Genomic DNA, 23,307 nt, shown 5'->3' with positions numbered 1-23,307 from the left:
GGGTCTCCCTGGGCGTAGGGTTGTTTCTCCGGAGAAGCGGACATGGATGTCCGTTTCTGGAAGCGCCATACCACGAAGCGGACATGGGTGTCCATTTCGTGGGGTACACTCCTGGGCGTGACGCAACGACAGGACGCTCAACGCAACCGCGAACTTCTCCTCGAGGCGGGCGAACAGGTCTTCCGTGAGCACGGCCTCCACGTGCCGCTCCAGCTCATCGCCGAGCGCGCCGGGGTCGGGCGAGGCACGCTCTACCGCCACTTCCCGGATCGCGACCACCTCGCCCGGGCGATGATCGAGCGCCGCGTGGACCTCATCGAACAACGCCTCGCCGCGGCCCCCGACCCGGCCCGCTCCGTCGAGGAGATCTTCTTCTGGATCGCTGACACCTTGAGCGCCATCCCGGGATTGCACCCGTACCTGGCATCCACGGAAGCAGGGAGGACAGCCCTCGAACAACTGAACCAGCAGTTGCGCGGCCTGCTCGCCGGGCCGGTGGAGGCGGCGCGAGCGCAGGGACTCGTGCGGCCGGGTGTGACGCTCGACGATTTCGTGTGCAGCTGGGCGATGATCGAGGGGGGCATGCTGGCCGTTCCCGCCCAGGATCGCTCGCGACTGGTGGCGCGCGCCAAGACGTTGCTTGGCTCCGCGCTCTTTGTCAGGGCTTCGGGCCACCCAAGCGGACGCCCAGTTCGAGCCCCGCCATCCCCAGGAGGTCTCTGACGTTGGCCTCCCCGACGACTCCCACGTAGAAGTGGTTGAAGAGCGTCGCGCCCACCGCGGCCTGTGCGCCCATGCTGAATCCCTCCCCGAACATCAAGGGGACCCCGACGCGCAGGTAGAGAGGCCCGGCATCGAGCCGGGCAGCGGGTGTCACCGCGAGCCGGAAGTCCGGAAACCCCCACGCGTCCTTCACGGGCACCATCGCCGACAGGCCGAGCTCGGCGGCGAAGAATCGTGACAGGCGGTAGGAGGGGGCGACGTCCGCGACCACCCACCCTCCGTCCCGAAGCGTGTGGGTCCTGATAGCACTCAGCCCACTGAGCCCGATGAGCGGCCGGGCGCTGAGCCCCAGCCGAAGAGCGAAGGGCTCCGCGGTTGGAGCTTGGGTCTGCGCTTCGCCTGACTGAGCCAGTGCTCGCGGCGCCCCCAGCAGGACGAGCATGCCGATGAAGTGGCGCATCTTCATAGCCGCTCCCCGAACCACTTCCAGATGTGCACGTCCGACTCGGCCCGGTGGGTGGCATCAATGTCGTGGCCCGCGCCTTCGAAGTACTGGACGTGGACCTCCTGCCCGAGCAGCTCGGCTGATGCCGCGAAGGCTCGCTGCACCTCGGGGACGACGAGGGTGTCCTTCGTCCCCTGGAGAATCAGCAGGGGCACCTTGGGCCCGCGGCCCATGTAGGTGAGGTTGCTGACGTCAGCGAAGACCTCGGGCGCATCCCGCACCTTCGCTCCGTCCGGCAGCGCGAGGAACCGGGAGATGTAGGGTTTGACCCACCAGTCTGTCGTCTCATAGACGGACGCGGGGTCACCGGCGCCGCACATGGACACCACGGCCTTCACCTCGAGGTTCTCGTTGTAGGGGCAATAGGCTGGCTCGAAGCGTGCGTCGTTTCGGGCGTACGCCGACATCATCGCGAGGTGCCCGCCGGCGGACTGGCCGAGTACCCCCACCCGGGCCGTATCCACTTTGTACGTGGAGGCATTCGCGGCGAGCCACCGGAGCGCACAACGCACGTCCTGCAGTTGCGCCGGCCAGGGATGGAGGGCCTTGCCGTGTCCATCGTCGAGGTTCGCGAGTCGATAGTTGAGGGTCACCCCGACGAAGCCCCGCCGGCTCGCTTCCTGGACTCGTTCTTCGAGATTCCCTTCGTGCAGATCTCCGATGACCCATCCGCCACCGTGGATGAAGACGATTGCGGGAAAGGGCCCCGGCCCCTCTGGCACCGCGATGTCGAGTGTCAGCGGATGCACCCCGCGGGGCTCACTCGGGCTGGGCACCTCCGCGTACGTGACCTTGCCTTCCGCGCCACCGGAACGCGCACCGCATCCCGTGATGGCCAGCAGCAACGCCGCGGGTAACAACCACCGCGTCTTCATGACTTCCACTTCGGTATCCATCGCGCTCCTCTGCGTACTCGAGTCACCCGGAGATAGCATAGGAGAAGGACTCTCTGGCCCGGAGAGAGCCCACTGTGGGAGGCTCAATCCGTCCACGAGATGCGGAATGTGGCCTCGCCGCCGGCACTGCTGGTGACGAGCGTCACCGAGAGCCGAGGTGCTGGTCTTCTCCAGCGCCTCGGTGAGCAGCCCCCGGAAGTAGCCGGTGCCCGCCTGGCAGAGGAGTCCTCGCGCGCAGCCGAAACGATGACTGCGTGCGAGCACGTCACACCTTTCTCCTTCCTTCCGCTCTCCAATGAGCGAGCACCTGCGGACCAGGGCCTGTCCATCCTTGGTTTTGACGGGCAGGCAGGAGAACTCTTTCGGGCAGTCCTCATCCTTCATGCATCGGCTGTCCGTACCGTCACCGGCAGAGCCTGACGTTTATGACACAGTAGTACTAGAGGTTTCGCACCGCCCAGCGCGGGTTCGATTCGCGCCGCCTCTAAACCTCTACGAATCTTGCTCCAGAGAGGTTCGTGTCTTCGATGGCCTGCTTGATGTCCCCTGCAACGATGAGCGCTACGCGCCAGCCCCAAGGACGAAAGATGCGAGCGTCCCCTACTTTCGCTGAGTCAATGCGCATGCCATAGACAGCACGATACTCGCCCAGCTTGTCCGGCCGGTTGTCTTGGGGCTTCCAGTATTGGACTTGCTCACTACGAGCGTCATCAATACAACGGATGATCCGGAGCGCGTTGAGGATGTACCAGGGCTCTGGCTGATCATCGACCTGGGCTTTAATGAACTGCACACCCTCTACGCGCAGTCGCTCGAACAGTTTGGCGAAGCGGCCAGAGACCACTGGGATGCTAAAAGCCGCCCAGCTGAAATCCAGCGGATGGCCAGGAAGATCAAGCGTGAAGCGGGGCACGCATCCCAGCTCCAGAACGCGCCCTTTCTTGAACTGCCACGGGTCGATTTCGTTTCCCCCATCATCCAGGGGCGCCCCAAGCTGCCATCTTCCTGGCAGCCGCGTGTCGTCCAGTAAATCGTAATACCAAGTCATACTTTGACTCTCGCCTCGATCCTTCACGATTCCGTCAGGAGCCGATGCAGGGGGGAGCCGCGGGTGCATACTTCATCCTTGATTCTTCGGAGTTCCTCCACCAAGCGCACTCTGCACTGCGAGATGCTGCCACAGCCTTCCAGGGCTGCTTCGAGCCTCCGGTGGACTTCCGCGTGATACCGCTCTGGGTGTGGTCCCAGATGGCCCAAGAGGTAGACGCGGTTCGCGGGATCGTTGAGCTGCATTCCCGCCTTGCCAAAGAGCCGCTGGAAGCGCGGTGTCCAAGGTCCACCTCTCAGAGGTGAAGCGTCATTCTTGTCTGTGGCCAGGTGGTGCCACTGGTAGCCGTCCTTCTTCTCGGAGCCGTCACTGCAGACACCGCCCGCCGTGGAGCCGGCAGTCCCCATGGCCGCTCCCGCGAGAACAATGGTGCCGTCCGCCACCACATGAGCCGTGCTCGCGAACTGGACGCTTCCTCCCCCCGCCATGGCAAAGCGTGGAGAACTCAGCAGCGGGCCGAGCCCGCCGGGAGGCACGTTGGGCAGGGCCTTCGCCACGCCGAAGCTGGCGGCCATGACGAGCACGCGCAGCGCCGTGCCTCCGAGCGCACGGCCGAACCTCTCGGCGACGGCTTCTATCTCCTTCATCGTCCTGGCCGTTTGTGCCTCTCTGTAGAACTGCAGGAAGGCCAGCGCGATGTTGCGCAGCTCCAACAGTCCCACCGCGAGCGCGAGCCTGGCGGTAAGCGTGGCGGCGAACGCCTTGGAGAAGAGGGGCTCGGGCAGCACCCACGCGGAGAAGTACACCAGGATCGACAGAGTGACGCTGGCCAGGAAGATGGGCGAGCGGAACAGCTCTCGCGCTGCGTCGCGGAGGCCCGGCCCCATATAGCGAGGCGAGAGCCTGAGGGCCATGAAAAGCGGGCTGCGTTCCAACGAGTCGGGCAGTGGCAACAGCCCTGGGCCGTACCGGGTGAGGAACTCCGCACGCAGCCGCGCTTCCCATGGCGGGAGCCCGCTCGTGGATGAGGCCAGGACGGGAAGGATCTGGAACTGGGACGTGTCCTCGACGCATTGGAGGAAGTCGGCAAGCACCGAACGGATTTCCTCCACCGTGACTGTCTCCAGACGGGGAGGCAGCGGGACGGGCTCGAAGTCGAGCTGGAGCTGCTCTCCCAGCAACCACGTGGCGCGCACCACTTGGGGCTCAGCAGGTGGTTGGCTCTGGTTGTCGGCCACACCGGATTGAGAGGTGGCACACGAGGAGGCAAGGGCGAGGCTCAGCGCTAGGAACAGGCGAGGGAGGAGGAACGAAGCTCTCTGCATCATTGCCGCAGCCTACGCGCCCGGTGGCGGGGTGCGTCATCAGGTTCATGGTCCCTCCTGGAGTGCAATGATGGGGGCCGCTTCTCGAAGGCTCCATGCGCTTGTCGCCAGCCGGTTTCCGGGCGGCGCGAGCCGGTCTCAGGCGTGTCTCCGGGATGCCGCATCGGGACCGTTGCCCCTCCCCGCGGGAGGCTCAATCCGTCCACGAGATGCGGAACGTGGCCTCGCCGCCGGTACTGCTGGCGACGAGCGTCACCGAGAGCGCCTTGGCGCTGGTCTTCTCCAGCGCCTCGGTGATCAGCCCCCGGAAGTAGCCGGTGCGCATCGCATAGTTGAACCACAGTTCGTAGGTGCTCGGCCCCACCTTCTGCAGGCGCGTCTCGGTGTAGTTGTTCGCGCTGCGGAAGTTGCGGTTCATGCGCTCCAGGGTCCGGTGCGGCCCGATGACCCGCGTCACCGAGAGCACCGCCTTGCCCATCAGCGTCTCCCGGTACGAGCGCATGAAGGCCCGGCCCAGCTCGAAGCCCGCCTCGTCCCGAGGCAGCCCCGGCCACAGCTGCGCGGCGATGAAGTCGATGACCGCGGTGTACGTCTCCACCGGGTACGCCGGCAGCAACGGCCTGCTCGGGTCGACGCCCAGCTCCATCAGCCCGGAGACATGTTCGGGCGCGAGCGGTTGTCCCAGCACCCGGAGGTTGCTCTGCAGTGTGTAATCGAAGATCAGCCTTTGATTCACGGCGCCGACCCTACCACCGAGATGCTGTCCGATGACCATCCGTCACCCGGCCGCTCTTCCAGGCAGGGGCTCGTGGCGCGCCGCGGCGTCGCTCAGTCGTCGTCGTCGTTGATCCGGCCCCGGGCGGCGAGCACGCGGTCGATCATCAGCTCGTGGAGCGCATGGAGCGAGCGGGCCACCGGCTCGCCCTCGAGGACGGAGATGGCCCCGGCGATGGCCTCCACGGTGGACATCCCATAGGGGTGGGGCGAGCGGCGCAGGCGCCGGGCCTCTGGCGGGGGAGGAGGCAGGGGGAGCCCCGGCAGGCGGCGCAGCTCGGGCAGTCGTTGGTACATGCGCCGGGCCTGCGTCCAGTTGCCATCCAGCACCACCACGCGCTCGGGCGGAGGCGTACCGGGCGGGGGCGGCTGGGCATCCGGGAAGAGCAGCCACGTGTCCGGCGCCGCGAGCACCGACAGGTCGAAGGGCTGACCCGGGGCTCCATAGGAGACGATGTGGCAGTTCGTCAGGGCGAGCGCCGCCAGCCGCGCCGTGTTGGTGGACTTGTTCGCTTCCTTGTTGTGGCGGATGACGAGGAAGCGCGTGCGCGTCTCGAGCCGGGGCACGTCGGCGCACAGGCACAGCGCGGTGGGCAGGTAACAGCCGGGGCAGCGACCGGCGAGATCCGCCGGGGTCCGAGACCTCATTTGCCCTGACGATAGCGCTGCATGAGCTCGCGCGCCTCGCGCAGCTTGGCCTCGACGAAGCGGTCCTCGGCGTCCATCTCCTCGTCCGTCTCCATGCCGAGCTGGAAGAGGGCCGACAGGCTGGCCGGGTTGACGTCCAGCCACTCGGCCGTGCGGTCGAGCACGTTGCGGCGGCGGCCGGCGAATGTCTCGGGGCTCTCGTCCGGCATGCAGCGGCACACGCGCGACGAGTCGCTGGCCACGTCCACGTAGAGCCCGAGCACCTCGGTGTCCAGCTCGGCGGCGATGGCCGCGGCGGCCTCGGTGACATGGGCGGCCAGGGCGTGCGCGGCGGAGCGCTCGGTCATGGAGCGCACCAGGTAGACACGCCAGCCCGCCTCTCCGAGCGTCCCGGCGGCCTCCAGCGGGGCGAGCTCGGCGGGGGGAGCGGAGATGCGCGTGAGGACGCGGCGCACGGGTGCCTCGATGTGTTCGAGCTGGGCGCTCGAGGTCGGGCAGAAGAAGACGACGCGGTACTCGCGGCTATCGACGGAGGGTTCCATGAGGGGACTGCTCCCGTGGAGGCAGACGGGATGACCAGAGAGGACCACTCCCCCGGCCCTCAGCGCAAGCGGGTATTTGAGGGGAGGGGGGTGGACTGGTAGACGGGAGGCATGTCCATCACGCTCTATATCAAGAACGGTTGAACGGGTTGTAAGTCAGCGCGGGAGTTTCTCGCGCACAAGGCAGTGCAGGCGGAAGTGCGGGAGCTGGCGAAGAAGCCGCTGAGCGAGGCCGAGGTCCGGGCCCTGGCGGCGAGGTTGGGCGGAGTCCGGGAGCTGATCGCCCCCAAGAGGAAGGCGGAGCTGGGGGCGCTCGGGGAGGAGGAGCTGGTGCGGCACCTGGCGGCGAACCCGAACCACGTGCGCAGACCCCTCATCGACACGGGCGGCCAGCTCCTGGCGGGCTTCACCGCCCAGGTCCGGGCCGCTCTGGAGGAGGAACTGAAGTAGCCTCGACCCCCCCGACCCCACGGGTTACCCCGTACTCGTGGGGGCGGGAACCGGCTGGGCGCCGGCCCGAGGCTCGCTGGCGACCCAGACCCCCGTGAGGAGGACGGCGAGGCCCCCGAGGACCCCCAGGGGCCCGAGGGCCTCGCCAAAGACGAGCTGCCCGACGAGGGCGGCGGTGAGGGGCTCCAGGTAGGTGAGGGCTCCCGCGGCGGTGGTGGGGATGCCGCGCAGTCCGGCGAGGAACAGCATGTTGGCGAAGAGGCCGCACAGGACGCAGCCGGCGGCGGCCAGGAGGACGTGGGAGTCGAGCGTGGGCGGCAGGGCGCCGCGTCCGAAGACGAGCAGGAGCGCGAGGGCGGCGATGGGGGCGTGGAGGGCGGAGACGGCCAGGGGCGAGTACGCCCGGGAGGCCTCTTTCGAGGCGAGGACGTTGGCCATGTAGAAGAGGGCACTGCCTCCTCCGAGCAGGGCGGTCCAGGGGTCGGAGAAGCCGCCGCGCGGAGTCCCCAGCAGGAGCGCCAGGCCGGCGAGGGTGAGGGGGGCGGCGAGGAGGGCGCGGGTGGAGCGGCGCTCGCGGAGGACCCAGGGGGCGGCGAGGGCGATGAGGAGGGGGGCGAGGTAGTGGGTGAGGACGGCGACGGCGACGGGGCCGCGCTGGACGGCGGCGAAGAAGAGGGCGCAGTTGGCGGCGTCGGACAGCCCGAGGATGCCGAGCGCGAGCGTGGCCCGCCGGTCCCGGAAGGCCTGGGGCCGGAGGACGAAGGGCGCCGGGAGCGCCATGAGGGCCATGGAGAGGAAGGCGCACTGGATGCCGGAGAGCCCAGCGGGGCGCAGGAAGAGGGACCAGCACCCCCAGAGGGTGGCCCCCAAGGCGACCATGACGAAGTGCCTCACGTGAGCGCCACCGTCGCGGGCTCGGCGGGGGCGACGAGCGACTTTCTCTCCCAGGCCCTGCTGCGCCAGCGGAACCAGAAGACGATGCCTCGCGTCCACTCATCCGCCGCGACGGCGAGCCAGACGCCGGGCAATCCCAGGTTCAGCTTGAAGACGAAGAGGTAGCCCAGGGACAGGCTCAAACAGGCCATGGACAGGAATCCCATGTAGACGGTGAACGTGGCATCTCCGGCGGCCCGCAGGGAGTTCACCAGCACGAGGTTGAAGGACCGCCCGGTCTCGAGGACGAGACTCAGGACGATGACCTGGGAGGTGATCCGGATGATGTCGGCATTCTCCGTGAACAGTCCGATCAATGGCTTGCGCAACAGGATGGCGATCACGTCCACCGCGACGGTGAGCGCCACGCCCCATTTCAAGCTGGTGAGGGTCTGGCGGAACGCGTCGTCCGTGCGGCTCGCCCCCACCAGACGTCCGACGATGATGGAGGTCCCGATCCCCAGGGAGAGGCTGAACAGGAAGACATACTGGGAGATGGCCATCGCATACTGCCTGGACGCCAGGGCCGCGGAGCCGAGGAAGGTCACGTAGTAAACGAACACCGTCTGGCAGACGTGATAGGTGACCTGCTCGACGGCGGAAGGAATGCCCACCTTGAGGATCTTCCGGATGTACTCCTTCGAGAACGTCACGTAGTCCCGAGTCACCATCCGGACGTCCATCACGCGGTACAGCATCCAGACGAAGACGACGAGCGCGAGGGACCGGCTTATTACAGTGGAGACCGCCGCACCGGCCACCCCCAGCTTCGGCAGCCCGAAGTGGCCGAAGATGAGCAGGTAGTTGCAGAACACGTGGATCACGTTCATGCCCAGCGAGACGTACATGGATTGCTTCGTGAATCCGTACGTGCGGATCATGCTGGAGAAGACGTTGATGAGCGCCTGCAGGAAGAGGAATCCGCCCGCGATGCCCATGTACGTCTTCGCATGGGCCAACACCTGGCCGTGCAGGTTCATGTCGTCCAGGAGCGTGTTTCCAATCAGCAGCAGGCCCGCGCTGACCGCGAGGCCGAGCAGCAGGTTCAGCGTGATGGAGAGCGCGGCGATCCGGGCGGCTTCCCGTGTTCTCTGGGCGCCGATGTACTGCGCCACGACGACGGAGGCCCCGTTGCTGATCACCTCCATGATCAGGATGGAGATGTAGACGTACTGGTTGACGACACCTACCGCGGAGACCGCGTCGTCGGAGACGCCACTGAGCATCAGCGTGTCCGCCGTGCCCATCAGCATGAAGAGGAGGAACTCCAAGAAGATCGGCCAGGTCAGCCGGAAGAGCCCCATGGGGGCCTGTCCCCGCGACTGACCGTCATGCATGACTGCTGTGTCCACGTTGATCACCTGCTCCCCGGGACGAGCTCGGCCTCGAACCGGGAACTGCGTACGTCCCTGGGCCCACTCTTCACCGGGCACCGCCATCTCCCATGACCATGGGTCGGCGTCGAGCAACTAACCGAGCAGGGGCCGGTCTGCTGCCTGTTCGATAGCATCGTTCGGGTCACGCGGGGGGAATCTCTTGGTGACGTGTGCGGGGCGCCGATGTACGGCCCCGGTGGCCGCACGGGAGCATGGATGCCCGAGGTTGCGCGGGGTTGCTCGGCCGCTCAGGGGGCGAGTACCAGCCCATCGCTTCGCCACTCCGTCCACCACATGGTGGCGTACGAAGCGCCCATACAGTGCCACCCGTGCACGTGGTTCCTCCCACCCGGGGTGCACCTGCCGGACTTTGGCGGCTGGGCACGGAGGAACTGATGGCGCGCATGGGACAAGCCTTCGAGCACAACAGCCAGCGGGTCTGACGGCGGGCGGGGAAGCACGTCCCGGAAGCAGTCACATCACATCGCGCCCACCGTGGCTCCACCCCTGAGGCGGATTTCCTCGGGCTCGGACCTGGGGGGACCTGCCAGCCGACTCCCTTCCCTCCGAGAGACAGTTCATGCCTCCCACCCCGCCGATTCCCTCCGCCGTGCAATGGCACGAGGGCATGCTGCTGGCCCCCCAACACTTCCAACAGCAGGACCAGCACCACGAGGCGCTGCTGCACTTCCATCTCCAGCGGGCCGCGCCCTTCCACTGGGGCGTGAGCCGGCTGGAGTACGACCGCACGCGCCTGGTGGCGGGCACCCTCCAGCTCCGGGAATTGGAGGCCCTGCTGCCCGATGGGCTGTTCCTCTCGTACCAGGCGGGAGAAGGAGCCCCGCCCCTCCAACTCGCCTTCGCGGGCCTCACCGAGGTGAACTGGCAGCACCCGGTGCGTCTGCACGTGGGCGTGCCCACCGGGCGCACGAGCAATCCCAGCCGCTTCGTGTCCACCACCAGCGAGCCGCTCGTCGACGAGAGCACCGGGGACACGCCGCTGAGCATCCCCCAGCTCACCCCGCGCCTGCAGCTGTTCGCCGGCCTGCCTCCCGCCGGGTACGCCTCCCTGCCGCTCGTGGAGGTGCGCCGCCTGGGCGAGTCCTTCGCCGTGGAGGACTACCTGCCGCCGCTGCTCGCCGTGGGCCTGGATTCGACGCTCGGCGAGCGCTGTGACCGGCTCTCCCTGCGCGTCCGGCAGAAAGCCGCCCACCTGGTGGAGGCCATGCGCGACGCCGCCGACGAGCCGCACGTGCTCGCCGAGCACCAGCGTCAGCTGCACTGGCTCGTGGCCGGGCTGCCGCCCTACGAGGCCCTGCTGCGCTCCGGCGAGGTGCACCCCTTCACCCTCTACCTCGCGTTGTGCTCCCTGGCCGGCCAGGTCGCCCACGTCGCGGAGGTGCGCATCCCTCCCGCGTTCCCCGCGTACGAGCACCTGGATCCGCTGCGCTCCTTCCAACAGGTGTTCGACTTCGTCGAGGGCGCGCTGGAGCGGGGCCTCTCCGAGGCGTACACGCGGGTGCAGCTCACTCCCGAGGGCAGCGGCTTCCACACGCGCCTGCTCCCCGCGTGGATGGGCCGCGAGATGGTGCTCGAAGTGCGCGGCCGTCCGGGCACCACGCGGCAGCAGGTGCTGGGATGGATGGCCGGGTGCCGCATCGGCTCGGACACGCGCCACCGGCAGATGCGCGAGACGCGCACGCTCGGGGCCCGGCGCGAGCTCATCGAGCCCCCCGCGGGCCTGGTGCCCCGCCCTGGTGCGCTCCTCTTCTCCCTGGAGGCCAGTCCCTTCTACCTCCGGCCCGATGAGCGGCTGTTGCTCGAGAACACGCTGGAGCCCGGAGAGGTGCAGGCCGCCGCCGATATCTCCCTGCTCATCCGCAACGAGCCGTGAGTCCACGTCACATCCAGCCGTCACCACTCACCCTGAGAACCGAAGGAGTCACCACACATGAGTCCGTCATCCCATTCCGCCTCCTCGTCCTGGAACGACCGGGGCAGGCGCCGCGAGCCCTCTTCCGCCATGAACACGCCTCCCTTCTTCGATGAGCCGTCCGGCTCCTCCCTGTTGCTCGAGCGCACCCGCACGCTCTTCACGGAGCTGCTCGAGCTGCGCCAACGCCTGCAGGCCATCTCCCGCCCCTCCGGACAGGGGCGGCAGGGCCCCAGTGTCGAGGAGATCCGCCAGCGACTGCTCGCGCGCGTGGAGCAGCAGAGCCGGCTCGAGGGCGCCCCCCGCGGCTCGCTCCAGGAGCGCCAGCTCGAGCAGTGCCGCTACGTGATGGCCAGCTTCGCCGACGAGGTGCTCGTCAACACCCCGTGGTACGGCCGTGATGCTTGGCGCGAGGGCCTGCTGGAGGACGTGCTCTTTGGCACCCACCACGCCGGCGAGCGCATCTTCGAAGACGTGAAGCGCCTGCTGCAGGACCGCGACCCGACCCAGGCCGAGATGGCCGAAGTGTACCTGCTGATGCTCGCGCTCGGTTTCCAGGGCCGCTACCGCGAGCACGGCGAGGAGGCGCTCCTGCAGGATCTGCAGCGCCAGCTCTACGTGCTCATCCACCAACGCCCGCCCGAGCCCGACGCGCCGTCGCGCCGGCTGCTGCCCCAGACCTACGCGCACACCCTGGACGAGCGCTCGGATCGGCGGCTCGCGCCGCGCTGGCCCTGGGCCGCCGGTATCGCCGCCGCGATCCTCGTCCTCGTCCCCACCGCCATCGTCCTCAACACCTCTCACGACCACACTCCCGCGGCCGCCCGCACCGCCCAGGAGAACCGCCGATGACCGCCCTCCAGAAATCTCCCATCGACACGGCGATCGACCGCATCGGGGCCACCGGCACCCGTCGCAATCGCCGCTACCAACTGCCCTGGCTCATGCTCGTGGGAGAGCCGCGCTCGGGGCGCACCTCGCTGGCCGCGGGCGCCCACCTGCGCCGTCCCTACGGTACGCCCAGCCGCAAGGAGATGGAGGCCGAGGGCTGGGGCGTCTGGCTCTACGACCAGGGCGCCGTCATCGACATGCCCGGCCTGACGGAGGAGCCGGGGCCCGAGTTCCAGGGCGTGCTGAGAGATCTGCGCCGCGTGCGGGGCCAGCGCCCCATCGACGGCGTGCTGCTCACGATACCGGCCCATGAGCTGATGGGCCCGCAGGCGCTCGACGACGTCGGACTCGACCGCAAGGCGCGTGCCCTCTTCCAGGGCTTGCAGTCCCTGCGCGGCGAGCTGGGCGTGCGCTTCCCCATCTACGTCGTCATCACCCAGTGTGACGTCCTCCCCGGCTTCACGGCGTGGTGCCGCTCCCTGCCACCGAGCCTGCGCGAGGAGATGCTCGGCTGGTCCACTCCCCACCCGCCCCAGGAGCCGTACATCTCCGCGTGGGTGAACGAGGCCTTCGCCAGCATCCACCAGGGCCTGTGCACGATGCAGCTGGAGCTGTTCGCCGATGGGCGCGGCACCGCGGCCGAGCGCGAGTCCGCCTTCCTCTTCCCCTCCCAGCTGCGCGACATGGCCGAGCCGGTGCGGCGGCTGCTCGATGGACTCTTCGAGTCCAGCCCCTACACGGAGCCCGCGCTGCTGCGAGGCATCTACTTCTGCGGGGATCCGGACGCGGAAGGTGTCCTCCGGCCGGGCCGGGACGGGCTGCGCGAGCCCCGCTCTCCGGCCTTCATCACCCAGCTGCTGGAGCGCAAGGCCTTTCCCGAGAGCGGCCTGGCGAGTCCCGAGGCCGAGGCCCTGCGCAAGAACCGGCGGCAGTTGACCCTGCTCAAGGCAGGGCTCGCGGCGAGCGTGCTGCTGGGCGTGCTCCTGATCCTCCTGGGCGTGTTCCTCGGAGGCTCCAAGAGCGTGCTGCGCGGAGGGGACAACGCGTTCCTCACGCCCGGCGAGCGGCTCGTCTCCGCCAACGGCCGCTTCGCCCTCGTGTACCAGGACGACGGCAACCTCGTCATCTACGACCTGACCACCCAGCAGGCCCGCTGGGCCACCAACACCCAGGGCAAGCGGGCCTGGCGCACGGCCATGCAGCGCGACGGCAATCTCGTCGTGTACCAGGCCGCCAATGCGCCCGTGTGGAGCAGCAAGACCCAGGGCCAGGAGAAGAGCGAGCTGGTGATGCGGGACGACGGCATCCTGCTCATCCGCGGCCCGGATGGGCGCCCCCGCTGGACCAACCAGACGGGCCCCGTGGCCTCCGCGTCCCAGTACGCGTCCCAGTACGCGCCCAAGGACAAACCCAAGGGCACGCTCTACACCGTCAAGCCGGGCGACATCATCTACGACATCGCCCAGCGCTACCTGCACGACGGCAATCAATGGCCTCGCATCGTGGAGGCCAACCCCGGCCTCAACAAAGACAACCTCATGCCGGGCCAGCAGATCGTCATTCCCCAGGGATGAAGCGCCCCTCCCCTCCCTGGGCGGCATCTCCACCGCCCGGGGACGGAAGTGCTCATCCTGCTCGTGCCGCACATCATCCGCCGCCGCGGTTTCCCGCCCTTCGGCGCCAGGAGGCCTTCCACCATGAATTCCCAGGGAGCTCGCTTCAAGCAATCCGCGCTCGACTCGCTTCGGTCCAACTTTCGCGGCGAGCTCATTGCCCCGGCAGCCCGCGCTACGACGCGGCCCGCGTCGTCTGGAATGCTCGGATCGACAAGCGGCCGGCGTTGATCGCTCGATGCACCGGGGCCGCCGATGTCCCTCGCCGCCGTGCGGTTCGCGCGGGAGCACGACGCGCTGGTCGCGGTGCGGGGCGGCGGGCACGATGTCGCCGGCAACGGCGTGTGCGACGGCGGCCTGGTGATCGATCTCTCCCTCATGAAGGGCATCCGCGTCGATCCAGCGCGGCGCACCGCGCGCATTCAGGCGGGGGTCATCAGAAGGTACTCGATTCGGGACCGGGGGCTGCCCATGGCTACAGTCAAGCCATCCGCTCGGATTATCTCTCCAAGCTGGGAGAGGAGGCCATCGAGGCCATCACCGCGCAGCTTCGAGCGGCCCCGTCGTCCCTCTGCTTCCTGGAGCTCGCCCATATGAAGGGCGCGATCGCGTGGGTTGGCGAGGACGAGACCGCATTCTCGGGGCGCGCGTCGCCTTTCTTTTCGATGTTCCAGTCGAGCTGGAGAGACCCGGCCGACGCCGAGCGCCACACTCGCTGGGTGCAGGACGCCTGGCAAGCCGCCCACTCCTTCTCGAGCGGGGGGACCCCGCTCAATTTCATCGACGCCGACGAGCCCGCCGGGCGTGTGCGGGAGACGTACGGCGAGGCCAAATGGAAGCGCCTCACCGCCCTGAAGCGCACCTACGACCCGACCAACTTCTTCCGGTTGAACAAGAACATCCAGCCGTAGGCGTGTTTCATCTCGCCGCATGTTGGAGTCATGTGGGGAACCGGAAGGGCATACAGTGGCCGGGGAATGAAGCTGTCGTAGACCCGGACGTGTGCATTCGCGTTGCGCTGGGCGAGGAATCCTGGGGCGGCAGCAGCTCCCTCAGGAGCCGCCGCTTCCCCGGAGCCAGCCTTGGAACCAGGTGTCGAGTGGCGCCCGTGCCTGCTCTTCCTGCTCCAAGGGAATGTCCCCGGAGGCCTCCGGTCCAGGAGCCATCGAGTCTTGAGCCTTCGCGTCTTGAGCCTTCGCGTCTTGAGCCTTCGAGGCCTGCTCCGGGGGCTGTCCCTGGTCCAGGGGCCATCCCCGCTCGAAGAGCACCCGGCGGGTGAGCTTGCCGTCCTCATAGAGCTCGAGCGGACCCTCGGGCCTGCCCTCCGCCAGGGTGTGCTTCATCAGGGGCTGGCCGTCCTGCCAGGCGAGCAATTCGCCATGCGGCCTGTCCTCGTGGAATCCGAGCTGCATGCGCAGGCGTCCCTGCTCGTCCTGGAGCTCCGCCGGTCCATGCAACTGGCCGTCCGCGAACAGGACCCGCTGCAACAGCTGGCCGTCGGGGCCGTAGGAGCTCGTGGGGCCGTGTAGTGTCCCCGCGCGCCAGTGCGACTCCTGGACGAGCCGGCCGTCCTCGTCATAGTGGCTGGCCACTCCCTCCAGACGGCCCTCGTCGTCCTCGAAGTAACGCTCGCGCACCTGCCCCCGCTCGTCCTTCTCGATGATTTCCGTTGGCACGGGCTCTTCCCTCCGCTCAGGGGGTGTCCGGAATCGGTGGGAGTGGAGGCACCCCCGCCGGGACAGGGAGGAACGGAAGCTGGAGCATCATGGGCATCCCCTTGAGCACGTGCATTGTCTTGACGTTGCTGAGCAGCATCTGGGCGTCGTTCATCATCATGAGCTTGGACTTGTGCATCAGCATCGTTCCCGCCGAGCTCTCCAGGGCGAGCTTCGCCTTCTGGGTGAGGTTCATCCCCGCGATGCTCGTCAGCGACATCTTCGCCTCCTGGGTGAGGCTCCTCCCCGCCTTGATTTTGATGGAACCCCCCACGTCCAGGGTGAGGTTGCCCCGCACCCGGATGGTGCAGTTGCCTTGAATCTCCGTCACGCTGTCGCGCGCCACGGTGGTCTTCATGTCCCGGCGGGCGTGCAGGTAGAGCTCTTCCGCGCCCTTCTTGTCCTCGAAGCGCAGCTCATTGGGCTCCCCCTTGCCGGAGGAATCCCCGCGCAACGTGCTCTTGGTCTGTCCGGCGGGCAGCGGATAGGGCACCACCTGCTCGGCGTTGTAGACGGAGCCGGTGACGATGGGCCGATCCGGATCCCCATCCAGGAAGGTGACGAGCACCTCCTGGCCCACGTGGGGCAGGAAGAAGTTGCCCCAGCCCTTGCCGGCCTGGCCCTGGGCCACCCTCATCCAGCACGAGCTGCTCTCGTCCTTCTTGCCCTCGCGGTCCCAGTGGAACTGGACCTTCACCCGGCCGAACCGGTCCGTCCATATCTCCTCGCCCGCCTTGCCCACCACCCGGGCGCTCTGGACGCCGTGGACCACCGGCCGGGGCGTCACCCGGGGCGGACGGAAGGGCGTGGCGGCGGGGAAGGCCTCGAAGCTGTTGGAGTACGCCTCCACCGTGGCCGAGTGCGACACCCAGCGCAGCACGTACGCCCCATTGAGGTCCTTGCGCTCGTGCTCGGCGAGGGTGAAGCGGTAGCCGGGGATGAACCAGCGCACGTGGCCCTGGCCTCGCAGGGTCCGGGCCTGCGCCTCGTGGGCCTCCAGCCGGACCCGGCCGCGCCGCTCGCCCACGTCCCGGCGCGTGAAGTCCCCGGGGTACTCGTACTGCTCCTGGCTCCCCTCCTTGCCCTTCACCTGGGTCTGGAGCCGGGTCGACGGCGTCTCGAAGAAGTAGTCCCCCAGGGCATAGCGCCCGGGCACCACCTGCTGCTCCAGCTCGCACCCGGTGACGGCATCCTCCGTCCGCGCCGCGTTCAGGTGCCCCTGGACCTTCGCCACCCCGGGCCCCGGGCAGGGCACATGGGCCGCCGCGTCGTCTGCCAGCACCAGCGTGTGCCGGTCCTTCGTGTGCTCGAAGAAGTAGAAGATGCCCTCGTCCTCCATCAGCCGCGAGGCGAAGTCGAAGGCGGACTCCTGGTGCTGCACGCAATACTCGCGAGGGGTGTAGGTGCGCCGCAGCGCCAGCCGGAAGTCGGTGAAGCCCTGGTCCTGGAAGAGCTGCTGGAGGATCTGCGGCACCGTCTGGTTCTGGAAGATGCGGCTGTCGCGGGTGAGGGTGAGCAGCCAGAACCAGGGGCGCAGCTCGGCGATGTACCGGGTGAAGTCCGCGAAGGTGCCGGCCTGGACGAAGCGGGTGATGATGCCGTGGAAGAAGCGCTCACTGCCGTCCCGCTGGGCCAGGGAGATGGTGGCGCTCTTGCCCACCACCCGCGAGAAGTCCACGTCGAGCCGATCGGAGTGCAGCTCCAGGGTGAAGTGGAAGGGTTGGGAGAGGGCCTCCTCGCCCTGGATGCCGTGCAGCAGCAGCACGTCCTTGCCCAGGGGCGTGGTGACGGAGAGGTAGACGTTGTCCTGCGTGTATCCCGACCTCATGTTCCATCCTCCCGCGCGCCTGGCGCGGACATGTGACGGGGCGAGAGCGCCACCGCCTGCGTTCCCTGCCGGCCCGGTCTGGCTCTCAGCCAGGACGTCCACCCCAGGCGCGGGCCGTGCGGAGCGCTCAGGGGTTGCTCGGGGATCTCCCCGGTGCGCACCGCTAGCACCAGGCGCACCTCGGGGCCGGGGCCCAGCGCGAAGCGGGTGAGCGAGCGCAGGGCGCCCAGTCCCCGGCTACCGGGCAGCAGGTCCACGTAGCGGCGCCAGGAGAGGGGCCCGAGCTCCAGCTCCAGGCCCGCCTGCTCCAGCCAGGCGCGCCCGCCGAGCACCGCGCCCTGGCCGAGCCGCTGGTTGCGTCCGGTGGGGCCCAGGCGCGTGCGCTGCTCCTCTTCCAGCTCCAGCCAGGCGCCCCGGGGCGCCCGCGGCCTCACCCCCACCCCCAGCGCGTCCGAGAGCATCGCCCGCAGCGCCTCCAGGGACACGGGCCGGTGCGCCAGCAGCCCGGCGTAGCGCAGCAGCAGCCGATCCTCCACCTCCAGCCGTTCGCGCATGCCCCGGGTGCCCAGGCCCATCACCGCATACAGGTAGCGCGCCACGGCGTGTGCTTCGGGCGGGCCCGGCTCCAGCCACACCCGGCGCAGCACCCGCCCCTGGTAGAGCTGCGACAGCAGCCGGTGGTGGAAGATGTCCAGGAAGTCGCGCAGCCCGGTGTCTCCCGCGCGCGTGCGGTCCCGGAGCTGCTGGGCGAAGGGCCTCGGCAGCGGCCCCTGCACCCCGCCCAGTCCGAGGAAGGCCACCGTCATCTCCGGTGCGGCCCCCGGCTTCGCGGGCGGCTTCACCTGGACGATGTCGCTGGGAGGGAAGGCCAGGTCCACCGAGGCGCGCAGCCGCACCGGATCCTTCGGGCGGAGCAGGCGCAGCAGGCGCATGGCCTGGAAGAAGTCGAAGCGGTGGCCGGACTCGAAGAGCTCCTGGGCTACACCAGGGGCGCGTCGCCGGCCATGGGGGGCCATCGTTTCCATGTGTCCTTTCGCTGCTCGCTCCTCGCGGCGAGCTGGGTGAAGGAATCCACCGGGGCGTACAGGCCGAAGAAGTGATGGAGCACCGCCGCGAGGAGCAGGGCACTGCCGCCCACGTAGAGGGACTCGTCGAAGGTGAGGGTGATCTCCTGGCCCCGGCAGAAACCCCGCCAGGCATCCCAGCCGCGCTGGCGCACCACCGGGCGGCTCTCCATTCCCGTCAGGCCCTGGAGCTGGTGCTCGCACACCTGGCCGCCGGAGAAGTCATGCAGCCGCAGCAGCTCCTCGAGCGCCTCCAGCGCCTGGGGGCCGTTGGCGAGCGAGAGGTGGTTGAGCGACAGCAGCGAGACGAGCTGCCAGAGCATGGGGCCCCGGTCCGGGGGCGCGCGAGGCGGCGTGGGACGGCGCAGGCAGCGGATGGCGCCCACGGGGACGCGCTCCTCCACCTGGAGCTCCGAGCCGGGCGCGAGCTGCACGGGCAGCTCCCCGTTGGTGCACAGCGTGCGCACGTTCAGCGTCTGCTCCGCCGGCAGGTGGGGGTCGAGCGCCAGGTCCACGAAGGACAGCATCACCTGGGAGCCGGGCCCCAGCGCGCGGCCCGTGGGCCGGCGCCGTGCGTACCAGAAGGCGCGCGGCTCCTGCTCGTCCTCCCGGTGGCGCCAGGAGAAGAAGGGCTCCACCACCTGCGGGTGCCCGGCACCTTCCGTGGCGGCGGTGACGGAGAGCACGGAGTGCAGCTCCAGCTCCTGCTGGCGGCGGTAGTCGGGCACCAGCGGGTATTCGGTGCGGCGCTGGTCCAACCGGATGGGCTCGGCCAGCTGGGGGAAGAGATTGACGATGGGGGTACAGCCCAGCCGGAACGTCTCGGGCGTGAGCGCGAGGTCCTCGCCGGGCGTGGCATCCAGCAGCACGAGCACCTCGAGCGCCTGCTGGGAGGCCTGGACGCACGCGCGCTCCAGCGCCAGCTCGAAGAAGAGGAACTTCTCGGGGAAGGCGAAGTACTCCTGTAGGAGGCGGTAGCCGCGGTGGAGGTGGGGCGGGGAAGGCAGCACCGCCTCCTCGGGGCCGAAGCCGAGCTGCCGCAGGCTGTCCGCGGGCTGGAAGCGGGGCTCGCCGGGCGAGCCGTCCGGCACGAGCGCCACGTCCCGGGCATGGCAGGTGAACAGCTCGAAGAGGCGGAAGGTCACCTCGGGGGGCCCGTCGAGGAAGAACTGGAGCCGATCCAACTGCAGGTCCGCCAGCCGGGCCTCGCTGGCCTCCAACCGCAGCCGGAGCACCGCCGACACGTCCCGCCGCCCGCGCAGCCAGCCGAAGGAGAGCGGGGACTCCAGGCTCGCCTCCGCCACCCGCAGCGGCCAGAGCGTCACCGGGGAGCAGGTGTGGAAGCGGCACGTCTGCCCCGGGCGCGGCTCGGCCAGCAGAAGCGTGCCGCGCTCGATACGGCTGCCGGCCAGGGGCAGGCCGGCAGCCGTATCCACCTCGAAGCAGGCGATGGACAGCGAGGGCAGTGGCTCCACCAGGTGGGGAGCCAGCAGGCCCAGCAGGGCGGTGGAGAGCTCCGGCAGGTCGCTGTCGAAGGCGTGCTGGACGCGCGCGGTGAGGAAGGCGAACGACTCGATGAGGCGCTCCACGTGGGGATCGCCCACCTCGCTGGCCCCCAGCCGCAGCCTCGCTGCCAGCTTGGGGTAGCTGGCCGCGAACTCCGCTCCCGCCCCGCGCAGCCATGCCAGCTCCCGCTGGTAGGCCTGGAGCAACTCTTCTTGACTGCTGCCCATTGCTCTCCTCCACTCGTCCGCCGCTGTCGTGTGCGTGTCTGTCTTCTGGCTCAGGTCGACTCGTTCTTCTTGCGATCCCACTTCGTCGAGTTGCTCTCGCCCTGCGCCCATTTGATGGTGCCGTAGTCGAGCTTCACCGTCTCCACCGGGTCGTCCGAGCCCCCGCCCCCGACGGCGACCGAGGTGATGATGACGTCTGTCATTTCGTAGGTGAAAATCTTTTTGTCCTTGCTTCCACTCACGGTGAGGGTGGCGTTGCCGACGCTATCCCCTACGCAACAGGACAGAAAGAGATTGGGCGAGGCCTTGTCCACGTGTTTGGTGATGACGACCTGTCCGTGATCGGAGCGGCCCTGCCGGACGATCCCCCCGTCCTTGTTGGACCGCTCGTTGAGCGTCATGGGGAAGGCGATTTCATAACGGTAGGAGAGGACCTCGATCTGGTCCTTGAATTTATCGGTCTGCGAGCTGCCCTCTGCCTTGGCGATCTTGAGATAAATGCTTGAAGCCATGTCTTTCTAACGCCTCATGGAAATGAGTCTGGGAGATGACGACGGTGGAGGCCGGGGCTCACGCGGCCGACTTGGGCAGCTCGGCCACCAGGCGGATGGAGGCGGTCAGCTCGTTGAGCTGGAAGTGGGGGCGGAGGAACACCACCGCCCGGTAGCTGCCAGGGTGGCCCGGCACCTCGGTGACGTCCACTTGCGCCTCGCGCAGCGGCTGGCGGGCCTTGATGGAGAAGGATGCGTTCTCGTTCGTCTGCACGTACTGGCTGATCCACCGGTTGAGGTAGTCGGAGATCTCCTCGCGCGAGGCGAAGCCGCCAATCTTGTCGCGCATGATGACCTTGAGGTAGTGGGCGAAGCGCGAGGAGGACAGGATGTAGGGCAGCTGGGAGGACAGCTCCGCGTTGGCATTGGCCTGGGGCGTGTCGTAGCGGCGGGGCTTGTTGGCCGTCTGCGAGCCGAAGAAGGCCGCGTAGTCGGTTCCCTTGCAGTGGCACAGGGCGATGAAGCCCAGGTCGCTCAACTCCTTCTCACGCCGGTCGGTGATGGCCACCTCGGTGGGGCACTTCTGGGCGATGTCCCCCTCGTCGGTGCGGAAGGTATGCGTGGGCAGCCCCTGGACGATGCCGCCCCCTTCCACCCCGCGGATGTTGGCGCACCACTGGTAGAGCGCGAAGGCGGCGGTGATACGCAGGCCCAGGGCGTACGCCGCGTTGCCCCACAGGTACTTGCGGTGATCCCTGCCGTCCACGTCCTCCTGGTAGCCGAAGCCCTCCACCGGCTGGGTGTCCTCGCCATAGGGCAGCCTTCCCAGCACATGGGGCAACACCAGCGACACGTAGCGGGCGTCCTCCGAATCCCGGAAGCTCCGCCAGCGGATGAGCTCGGTGCTCTCGAAGATGCGCGCCAGGTCCCTCGGGGCGCCAATGTCCGTGAAGCTGTCCAGGTCGAACAGCGAGGGACTGGCCGCGGTGATGAAAGGGGCGTGGGCGGCGGCGGCCACGTGGGAGATGGACTCCAGCAGCGCCACGTCCCGGGGCACCCGGCCGAACTCGTAGTCGCCGATGAGCACCCCGTACGGCTGACCGCCGAAGGTGCCGTACTCCTCCTCGTAGACCTTCTTGAAGAGGGCGCTCTGGTCGAACTCGGGCGCCCGCTCCAGGTCATCCAGCAGTTCCTTCTTGGTGGCGTGCAGCACGCGCAGCTTCAGGTTCGTCCCCGTCTCGGTGCCATGGACCAGCATGTGCAACCCCCGCCAGGAGGCCTCCAACCGCTGGAAGGGCTCGGCGTGGAGCACCTCGTCGAGCTGAGTGCCCAGCAGCTCGTCGATGCGGGCGATGCGCTGGTTGATGAGCGACACCACGTCCATGCCGCTGGGAATGGACTCCGTGGAGAGCGCCTGGCTCACCAGCTCGCCCACCAGCTCGCGGGCGCGGGGCTGCTGGCTGTCGTCGCGCGCCAGCCTGCCCTCTTCGATGATGCGCGCCAGCAGTCCCCGCTCCGGCTCCGTCACCGCCGTCTGGGTACCCCGTGCCTCTTCCTTCATTTCTTCCTGGAACATCTCTCTCTCTCCGTGTCGTGTGTGTGGATGGGTACGGGTGCTCACTGCTCGCGCTTCGCCGCCAGCTCGGACTCGAGCGCCTGGAGGCGAGCCCTGTCCTCCAGCGCGGACCGCAGCAGCTCCGCCAGCGCGTCATTGCCGTCCAGCTTCGCGAGCAGGTCCACCAGCCGCTGGCGCGCCTCCAGCAGCTTCCGCAGGGGCTCTATCTGCTCGACGAGCTGGCGCGGGTGGAAGGAGTCGATGCTCTTGAAGCGCAGCTCCACGGCCATGCTGCCGCCATCGTCGCGCAGCTTGTCCGGCACGGACATCCGCAGCTGGGGCCCGATGGCCGCCATCACCTTGTTGAAGTTGTCGCGGTCGATCTCCACGAACTTGCGCTCCTTCAACCGAGGCAGCTCCTTCTGCTGGCCGGCCAGGTCCGCCAGGACGCCGACCACCAGCGGCAGCTCCTTCTGTTCCACCGCGTCACCAATCTCCACGTCGTAGGTGATCTGCACCCGCGGAGGGCGGACCCGATCCAGAACGTGTTGGATGCTTTCCTTTGTGGGCATGTCATTCTTCCTTTTCAGTGTGTCTGGCTTTCACTGCGCACTCCAGGGTAGAGCGTGGCGCGGGGAGATGTGACGGGCGCCAATTCAGGCAATCGTCAGCCCATCCCCGAAGCCCTGCGCCACGAAGGAATGGTGATCCAAGAATGAGTAGACCGACAGCTTTTGGATTGTGCTCAGGAGCGACAGGGATCCACCGTTCTCGATATCCGAGTTGGGGCCGGGGTTCAGCTCCCTGAAATAGGCGAGCCGCCAATCGAGCACGCCGGGCTGTATCTCCTCGATGAGCACCTTGAGCTTGCCGGCACAACCCACGGGCAGTTGACGCGTGCCCAGCGTCACGGCATTCGAAGTCATGAAGCAGGGAAGCTTGGTGAGGATCAGATCGACGATCCGGGGGCGGAAACCCGCCTCTTGCTCGTATCCCCTCCAATTCTTGATCAATATCTCCTCGGCATGCCCACCGACATCGCGTCTCATCCCAGCCGAGGAATAGCTGGTGACGATGCCCGGATGGTATGCCTCGGACCAGATCGTCCAGAGGTAACGGTCGTCCTCGTTCCAACGCATCAGCAGTCCGACCTCGACGGGATTCTTCGCCGACTCGGCGAGCAATCTGTACGTCGCATTCAGCAGTCCCGTCGTCATGTTGATGTATGTCATCTACCGCTCCTTTCCGTGAGACATGTAAGGGA

General features: G+C 68.1%; 24 protein-coding genes. 7 read left to right on the top strand and 17 right to left on the bottom strand.

Going from position 1 to position 23,307, the window contains the following annotated elements:
• Positions 1–42 precede the first annotated feature (42 nt).
• Positions 43–723, top strand: coding sequence for a TetR/AcrR family transcriptional regulator (locus tag DAT35_RS17930; RefSeq protein WP_233261530.1), 681 nt, complete (start codon positions 43–45; stop codon positions 721–723).
• Here the strand turns inward: DAT35_RS17930 and DAT35_RS17925 are convergent.
• The 7 genes from DAT35_RS17925 to DAT35_RS17895 all read right to left on the bottom strand — a co-directional run bounded on the left by DAT35_RS17925 (position 659) and on the right by DAT35_RS17895 (position 6,461).
• Entirely contained in the window at positions 659–1,189 is a 531-nt protein-coding gene (locus DAT35_RS17925) for a hypothetical protein (protein WP_108068243.1), read from the bottom strand. The two genes, DAT35_RS17930 and DAT35_RS17925, sit on opposite strands and share 65 nt — an antisense overlap.
• A complete protein-coding gene (locus DAT35_RS17920; protein ID WP_158501760.1) occupies positions 1,186–2,124 on the bottom strand; it encodes an alpha/beta hydrolase in 939 nt (312 codons plus the stop codon). The genes DAT35_RS17925 and DAT35_RS17920 overlap by 4 nt, the downstream gene beginning before the upstream one ends.
• Positions 2,125–2,608: 484 nt before the next feature.
• Positions 2,609–3,172: an imm11 family protein gene (locus tag DAT35_RS17915; RefSeq protein ID WP_233261529.1), complete on the bottom strand. Its 564-nt coding sequence runs from the start codon at positions 3,170–3,172 to the stop codon at positions 2,609–2,611.
• Between the two features lie 23 nt (positions 3,173–3,195).
• Complete coding sequence (locus DAT35_RS17910) at positions 3,196–4,500, bottom strand: AHH domain-containing protein (RefSeq protein ID WP_233261528.1); 1,305 nt, start codon at positions 4,498–4,500, stop codon at positions 3,196–3,198.
• Positions 4,501–4,690: 190 nt separating this feature from the next.
• A complete protein-coding gene (locus tag DAT35_RS17905; protein ID WP_158501759.1) occupies positions 4,691–5,233 on the bottom strand; it encodes a DUF2378 family protein in 543 nt (180 codons plus the stop codon).
• A 92-nt stretch (positions 5,234–5,325) separates the two neighbouring features.
• Positions 5,326–5,919, bottom strand: coding sequence for a tRNA-uridine aminocarboxypropyltransferase (locus DAT35_RS17900; RefSeq protein ID WP_108068240.1), 594 nt, complete (start codon positions 5,917–5,919; stop codon positions 5,326–5,328).
• On the bottom strand, positions 5,916–6,461 hold the full coding sequence (locus DAT35_RS17895) for a hypothetical protein (protein WP_108068239.1): 546 nt from the start codon (positions 6,459–6,461) through the stop codon (positions 5,916–5,918). Before DAT35_RS17895 ends, DAT35_RS17900 begins: the two co-directional genes overlap by 4 nt.
• Positions 6,462–6,647: 186 nt before the next feature.
• Between DAT35_RS17895 and DAT35_RS17890 the strand changes: the two genes are divergently transcribed.
• Positions 6,648–6,911, top strand: coding sequence for an ArsC/Spx/MgsR family protein (locus tag DAT35_RS17890; RefSeq protein ID WP_108068238.1), 264 nt, complete (start codon positions 6,648–6,650; stop codon positions 6,909–6,911).
• Between the two features lie 24 nt (positions 6,912–6,935).
• On the opposite strand, the gene DAT35_RS17885 is transcribed toward DAT35_RS17890, so the two are convergent.
• A complete protein-coding gene (locus DAT35_RS17885; RefSeq protein ID WP_108068237.1) occupies positions 6,936–7,790 on the bottom strand; it encodes an EamA family transporter in 855 nt (284 codons plus the stop codon).
• A gap of 11 nt (positions 7,791–7,801) precedes the next feature.
• Entirely contained in the window at positions 7,802–9,181 is a 1,380-nt protein-coding gene (locus DAT35_RS17880) for an MATE family efflux transporter (RefSeq protein WP_108068441.1), read from the bottom strand.
• 619 nt (positions 9,182–9,800) lie between these two features.
• Here DAT35_RS17880 and tssK point away from each other — a divergent pair.
• The 5 genes from tssK to DAT35_RS58995 all read left to right on the top strand — a co-directional run bounded on the left by tssK (position 9,801) and on the right by DAT35_RS58995 (position 14,568).
• A complete protein-coding gene (gene tssK / locus DAT35_RS17870; protein ID WP_108068236.1) occupies positions 9,801–11,114 on the top strand; it encodes a type VI secretion system baseplate subunit TssK in 1,314 nt (437 codons plus the stop codon).
• 57 nt (positions 11,115–11,171) lie between these two features.
• Complete coding sequence (locus DAT35_RS17865; RefSeq protein WP_108068235.1) at positions 11,172–12,005, top strand: DotU family type IV/VI secretion system protein; 834 nt, start codon at positions 11,172–11,174, stop codon at positions 12,003–12,005.
• Positions 12,002–13,618, top strand: coding sequence for a type VI secretion protein IcmF/TssM N-terminal domain-containing protein (locus tag DAT35_RS17860; RefSeq protein WP_108068234.1), 1,617 nt, complete (start codon positions 12,002–12,004; stop codon positions 13,616–13,618). Before DAT35_RS17865 ends, DAT35_RS17860 begins: the two co-directional genes overlap by 4 nt.
• A gap of 294 nt (positions 13,619–13,912) precedes the next feature.
• Positions 13,913–14,254, top strand: coding sequence for an FAD-dependent oxidoreductase (locus tag DAT35_RS62385; RefSeq protein ID WP_199242926.1), 342 nt, complete (start codon positions 13,913–13,915; stop codon positions 14,252–14,254).
• Complete coding sequence (locus DAT35_RS58995; protein WP_108068233.1) at positions 14,251–14,568, top strand: BBE domain-containing protein; 318 nt, start codon at positions 14,251–14,253, stop codon at positions 14,566–14,568. Before DAT35_RS62385 ends, DAT35_RS58995 begins: the two co-directional genes overlap by 4 nt.
• Before the next feature lie 141 nt (positions 14,569–14,709).
• Here the strand turns inward: DAT35_RS58995 and DAT35_RS17845 are convergent, their stop codons facing one another.
• The 8 genes from DAT35_RS17845 to DAT35_RS17810 form a co-directional block, all read right to left on the bottom strand.
• The gene (locus DAT35_RS17845; protein ID WP_108068232.1) at positions 14,710–15,333 is read right to left on the bottom strand and encodes a toxin-antitoxin system YwqK family antitoxin; all 624 of its coding nucleotides are present in this window, start codon (positions 15,331–15,333) and stop codon (positions 14,710–14,712) included.
• A 16-nt stretch (positions 15,334–15,349) separates the two neighbouring features.
• Positions 15,350–17,200 carry a type VI secretion system Vgr family protein gene (locus DAT35_RS17840; protein ID WP_108068231.1) on the bottom strand — a complete coding sequence of 617 codons (1,851 nt, stop codon included), beginning with the start codon at positions 17,198–17,200 and terminating at the stop codon, positions 15,350–15,352.
• Positions 17,197–18,225, bottom strand: coding sequence for a type VI secretion system baseplate subunit TssG (gene tssG, locus DAT35_RS17835; RefSeq protein ID WP_108068230.1), 1,029 nt, complete (start codon positions 18,223–18,225; stop codon positions 17,197–17,199). The genes DAT35_RS17840 and tssG overlap by 4 nt, the downstream gene beginning before the upstream one ends.
• A complete protein-coding gene (gene tssF, locus DAT35_RS17830; protein WP_158501758.1) occupies positions 18,180–19,997 on the bottom strand; it encodes a type VI secretion system baseplate subunit TssF in 1,818 nt (605 codons plus the stop codon). Before tssF ends, tssG begins: the two co-directional genes overlap by 46 nt.
• A 50-nt stretch (positions 19,998–20,047) precedes the next feature.
• Complete coding sequence (locus tag DAT35_RS17825) at positions 20,048–20,509, bottom strand: type VI secretion system tube protein Hcp (RefSeq protein WP_108068228.1); 462 nt, start codon at positions 20,507–20,509, stop codon at positions 20,048–20,050.
• A gap of 58 nt (positions 20,510–20,567) precedes the next feature.
• Complete coding sequence (tssC, locus tag DAT35_RS17820) at positions 20,568–22,064, bottom strand: type VI secretion system contractile sheath large subunit (RefSeq protein ID WP_199242925.1); 1,497 nt, start codon at positions 22,062–22,064, stop codon at positions 20,568–20,570.
• 41 nt (positions 22,065–22,105) lie between these two features.
• Entirely contained in the window at positions 22,106–22,615 is a 510-nt protein-coding gene (tssB, locus tag DAT35_RS17815) for a type VI secretion system contractile sheath small subunit (protein WP_108068227.1), read from the bottom strand.
• Between the two features lie 84 nt (positions 22,616–22,699).
• Complete coding sequence (locus DAT35_RS17810; RefSeq protein ID WP_108068226.1) at positions 22,700–23,275, bottom strand: hypothetical protein; 576 nt, start codon at positions 23,273–23,275, stop codon at positions 22,700–22,702.
• Positions 23,276–23,307: the final 32 nt, after the last annotated feature.

It is taken from the genome of Vitiosangium sp. GDMCC 1.1324, assembly GCF_003044305.1.
Lineage (GTDB): Bacteria > Myxococcota > Myxococcia > Myxococcales > Myxococcaceae > Archangium.
This window is presented reverse-complemented; position numbering and strand designations above follow the sequence as displayed.

Coding starts and splice junctions, on each gene's coding strand:
- tssC (WP_199242925.1), bottom strand. CDS start 22,064: ATGTTCCAGGAAGAAATGAAGGAAGAGGCACGGGGTACCCAGACGGCG.
- DAT35_RS17915 (WP_233261529.1), bottom strand. CDS start 3,172: ATGACTTGGTATTACGATTTACTGGACGACACGCGGCTGCCAGGAAGA.
- DAT35_RS17880 (WP_108068441.1), bottom strand. CDS start 9,181: ATGCATGACGGTCAGTCGCGGGGACAGGCCCCCATGGGGCTCTTCCGG.
- DAT35_RS17895 (WP_108068239.1), bottom strand. CDS start 6,461: ATGGAACCCTCCGTCGATAGCCGCGAGTACCGCGTCGTCTTCTTCTGC.
- DAT35_RS17860 (WP_108068234.1), top strand. CDS start 12,002: ATGACCGCCCTCCAGAAATCTCCCATCGACACGGCGATCGACCGCATC.
- DAT35_RS17920 (WP_158501760.1), bottom strand. CDS start 2,124: ATGGATACCGAAGTGGAAGTCATGAAGACGCGGTGGTTGTTACCCGCG.
- DAT35_RS58995 (WP_108068233.1), top strand. CDS start 14,251: ATGAAGGGCGCGATCGCGTGGGTTGGCGAGGACGAGACCGCATTCTCG.
- DAT35_RS17865 (WP_108068235.1), top strand. CDS start 11,172: ATGAGTCCGTCATCCCATTCCGCCTCCTCGTCCTGGAACGACCGGGGC.
- DAT35_RS17810 (WP_108068226.1), bottom strand. CDS start 23,275: ATGACATACATCAACATGACGACGGGACTGCTGAATGCGACGTACAGA.
- tssB (WP_108068227.1), bottom strand. CDS start 22,615: ATGCCCACAAAGGAAAGCATCCAACACGTTCTGGATCGGGTCCGCCCT.
- tssG (WP_108068230.1), bottom strand. CDS start 18,225: ATGGAAACGATGGCCCCCCATGGCCGGCGACGCGCCCCTGGTGTAGCC.
- tssK (WP_108068236.1), top strand. CDS start 9,801: ATGCCTCCCACCCCGCCGATTCCCTCCGCCGTGCAATGGCACGAGGGC.
- DAT35_RS17825 (WP_108068228.1), bottom strand. CDS start 20,509: ATGGCTTCAAGCATTTATCTCAAGATCGCCAAGGCAGAGGGCAGCTCG.
- DAT35_RS17840 (WP_108068231.1), bottom strand. CDS start 17,200: ATGAGGTCGGGATACACGCAGGACAACGTCTACCTCTCCGTCACCACG.
- DAT35_RS17925 (WP_108068243.1), bottom strand. CDS start 1,189: ATGAAGATGCGCCACTTCATCGGCATGCTCGTCCTGCTGGGGGCGCCG.
- DAT35_RS17900 (WP_108068240.1), bottom strand. CDS start 5,919: ATGAGGTCTCGGACCCCGGCGGATCTCGCCGGTCGCTGCCCCGGCTGT.
- tssF (WP_158501758.1), bottom strand. CDS start 19,997: ATGGGCAGCAGTCAAGAAGAGTTGCTCCAGGCCTACCAGCGGGAGCTG.
- DAT35_RS17910 (WP_233261528.1), bottom strand. CDS start 4,500: ATGATGCAGAGAGCTTCGTTCCTCCTCCCTCGCCTGTTCCTAGCGCTG.
- DAT35_RS62385 (WP_199242926.1), top strand. CDS start 13,913: ATGTCCCTCGCCGCCGTGCGGTTCGCGCGGGAGCACGACGCGCTGGTC.
- DAT35_RS17930 (WP_233261530.1), top strand. CDS start 43: ATGGATGTCCGTTTCTGGAAGCGCCATACCACGAAGCGGACATGGGTG.
- DAT35_RS17885 (WP_108068237.1), bottom strand. CDS start 7,790: ATGGTCGCCTTGGGGGCCACCCTCTGGGGGTGCTGGTCCCTCTTCCTG.